This window comes from Microcystis sp. M049S2, from assembly GCF_020245625.1.
GTDB lineage: Bacteria > Cyanobacteriota > Cyanobacteriia > Cyanobacteriales > Microcystaceae > Microcystis > Microcystis ichthyoblabe_A.
Genome location: NZ_JADBUN010000171.1, coordinates 1 through 2,751, shown reverse-complemented (window position 1 = coordinate 2,751; position 2,751 = coordinate 1). Strand labels below are relative to the sequence as shown.

Annotated in this window: 2 protein-coding genes; both read right to left on the bottom strand. The window is 45.4% G+C overall.

The window, feature by feature from the left end:
* Window positions 1-122: 122 nt before the first annotated feature.
* Window positions 123-1,508, bottom strand: coding sequence for a tetratricopeptide repeat protein (locus IM496_RS15135; RefSeq protein ID WP_287662419.1), 1,386 nt, complete (start codon window positions 1,506-1,508; stop codon window positions 123-125).
* 438 nt (window positions 1,509-1,946) lie between these two features.
* Window positions 1,947-2,342: a preQ(1) synthase gene (queF, locus tag IM496_RS15130; RefSeq protein ID WP_002740916.1), complete on the bottom strand. Its 396-nt coding sequence runs from the start codon at window positions 2,340-2,342 to the stop codon at window positions 1,947-1,949.
* Window positions 2,343-2,751 lie beyond the last annotated feature (409 nt).

Genomic DNA, 2,751 nt, shown 5'->3' with positions numbered 1-2,751 from the left:
TAAATGTATCTGGATACACGCCACACAAGCGTTTGAACTCTGTTGGCTTTAAAGTTTTTACTTGTTCGTAAGTCATCTTTCAATCTTAACTCTTGGACTATTTTATCCTATTTTGTCTAGACTTATGCAAGAGATCTATAGAACGCGTCTCCTTGCTGGCGGAACAGTTCGGCGGCTTGTCGCAAATCTCTGATCGCTTTTTCCCTTTCTTGTAGAGAGTAATAAAGAACCCCCCGATTGGCGTAAGCCTGGGCTTCTCGGGGATTAATGTTGATCGCTTTGTTGAAATCGGACAGGGCGAGGTCTGGTTTCCCCTGTCCGACGTAAAGAAGCCCGCGATTGTTGTAAGCCATGGCCAATAGGGGATTAATATTGATCGCCTGATTGAAATCGGACAGGGCGAGGTCTGGTTTCCCCTGTACGGCGTAAAGAACCCCCCGATTGAGGTAAGCCTGGGCGTATCCGGGATTAATATTGATCGCCTGATTGAAATCGGACAGGGCGAGGTCTGGTTTCCCCTGTTGTTGGTAAAGAAGCCCCCGATTGCTGTAAGCCTCGGCCAATAGGGGATTAATGTTGAGCGCCTGATTGAAATCGGACAGGGCGAGGTCTGGTTTCCTCTGTCCGGCGTAAAGAACCCCCCGATTGTAGTAAGCCAGGGTGTATCCGGGATTAATATTGATCGCCTGATTGTAATCGGACAGGGCGAGGTCTGGTTTCCCCTGTTCTTTGTAAAGAAGCCCGCGATTGTAGTAAGCCTCGGCCAATAGGGGATTAATGTTGAGCGCCTGATTGTAATCGGACAGGGCGAGGTCGGGTTTCCCCTGATCGTCGTAAAGATTCCCCCGATTGAGGTAAGCCTCGGCGTATCGGGGATTAATGTTGAGCGCCTGATTGAAATCGGACAGGGCGAGGTCGGGTTTCCCCTGATCGTCGTAAAGATTCCCCCGATTGAGGTAAGCCTCGGCGTATCGGGGATTAATGTTGAGCGCCTGATTGAAATCGGACAGGGCGAGGTCTGGTTTCCCCTGATCGTCGTAAAGATTCCCCCGATTGTTGTAAGCCAGGGCCAATCGGGGATTGATATTGAGCGCCTGATTGAAATCGGACAGGGCGAGGTCTGGTTTCCCCTGTTGTTGGTAAAGATTCCCCCGATTGCTGTAAGCCCCAGCCAAGCCGGGATTAATGTTGAGCGCCTGATTGAAATCGGACAGGGCGAGGTCGGGTTTCCCCTGTCTGGCGTAAAGATTCCCCCGATTGAGGTAAGCCTCGGTATAGTTAGGATCGAGTTCGATCGCTTTGGTGAGTTCAGCGAGGGCGAGATCGTATTTTTCCTGTTGGATGTAGTCAACTCCCCGGTTATAGTGGCCGATCGCGTCTTGATTGTTCCCTTGAGCGATCCGGGTTTCGGCTGGTTGTCGGCTCTCTAGCGCCATGAGGGGGCGAACAGTCGCGAGGGTGGAAAGGCTGATTAGGCTAACGGTGGTAAGAAGGGCAAAGGATTTCATGGCTAGTTCCTCACTGGGGGTGATTTGAATTCTACTTAGGGTTTGCTGAAAAAGTTTTTCCCGGGGGCAGGGTGTGGGGTGTAGATCACGCCAAGGGTTGGCAGTTTTTGATTTCAAAAAAGCCTAAAAATATTATCCAACAAGGTTTTTAGATTTATTCAGCCAGCCCTACTTATACTAAATCTGGTTATTAAAAACTGATGATTTATTCTCCGTTTTGTCTCTTGCCTCATCTCAATAAGCAATTTAAATGCGCGGGCAGTTTACCTAGCAGCAGTCAAAGGCAATCAACCAACTCTTAACGATAAGATTCAAGCTCTAAGTATAGAGGACAATTTTAAAATAAGTATTGAAAACAAGGACAGCAAAAAACTTGAACAACAAAAACTAGAACAGCAAGGGATGGGAGCAACCCCATCCCCAAACTAGACAATTATGCTATTCTTTTTTATACATCACCTCCACCACGGTATGAACGTTACCTCTGGGATGAAAATCCCCTTTAACTTTCATCTGCAAGGGTTCGCAAGCGGCCACCAAATCATCTAAAATTTGGTTAATTGCTTCTTCGTGGGAAATATAACGATCGCGATAACTATTAATATAAAGTTTAATCGCCTTTAATTCCATCACCTTTTGATCGGGAACGTAGCTAAGATAAATAGTGGCAAAATCGGGATAACCGGAAAAGGGACATTTACAGGTATATTCAGGCAGGGTGATCTGAATATCATAATTTCTGCCAGGACGTGGATTAGGGAAAGTAATTAATGTTCCTTCGGCAATTTCTCTTTCCCCGTACTTAACTTCAATTTTTTCGGAAGACTGAACCATGTTTTTTTCCTAACTAGACACTGTTTTCTATCATAGCTGGAATATTCTCTCAAGAGGTGTTACCGAATCAAGAGATGAATAGTAAGTAGCTGGTTATAATTAAATGGTTCTTCCGAACTTACACTGTAGAAAATTCCTCAAGCTCCCTCTCTGCCCAGCAATGCTGTAAAGTTGATAAATATCAATCTAACAAAAACTCAAAGCCTTAGTATACAAGCTTTACAAGCACAACTTGTTAATAGTTTTACATGACAGGTTCGGTAGAGCCAATTAAATTAAAAATGGATTTTAGGTTCGATCCCCCCTGCCCCCCTTGATAAGCTATCCCTTATAGGGATCTTTCTTAACAATTTTTGCAGTAAGCACTCCAACCCTTATCCTGACTTGATTTCAGTTTTTTCTTTGTCAG

Coding starts and splice junctions, on each gene's coding strand:
- queF (WP_002740916.1), bottom strand. CDS start 2,342: ATGGTTCAGTCTTCCGAAAAAATTGAAGTTAAGTACGGGGAAAGAGAA.
- IM496_RS15135 (WP_287662419.1), bottom strand. CDS start 1,508: ATGAAATCCTTTGCCCTTCTTACCACCGTTAGCCTAATCAGCCTTTCC.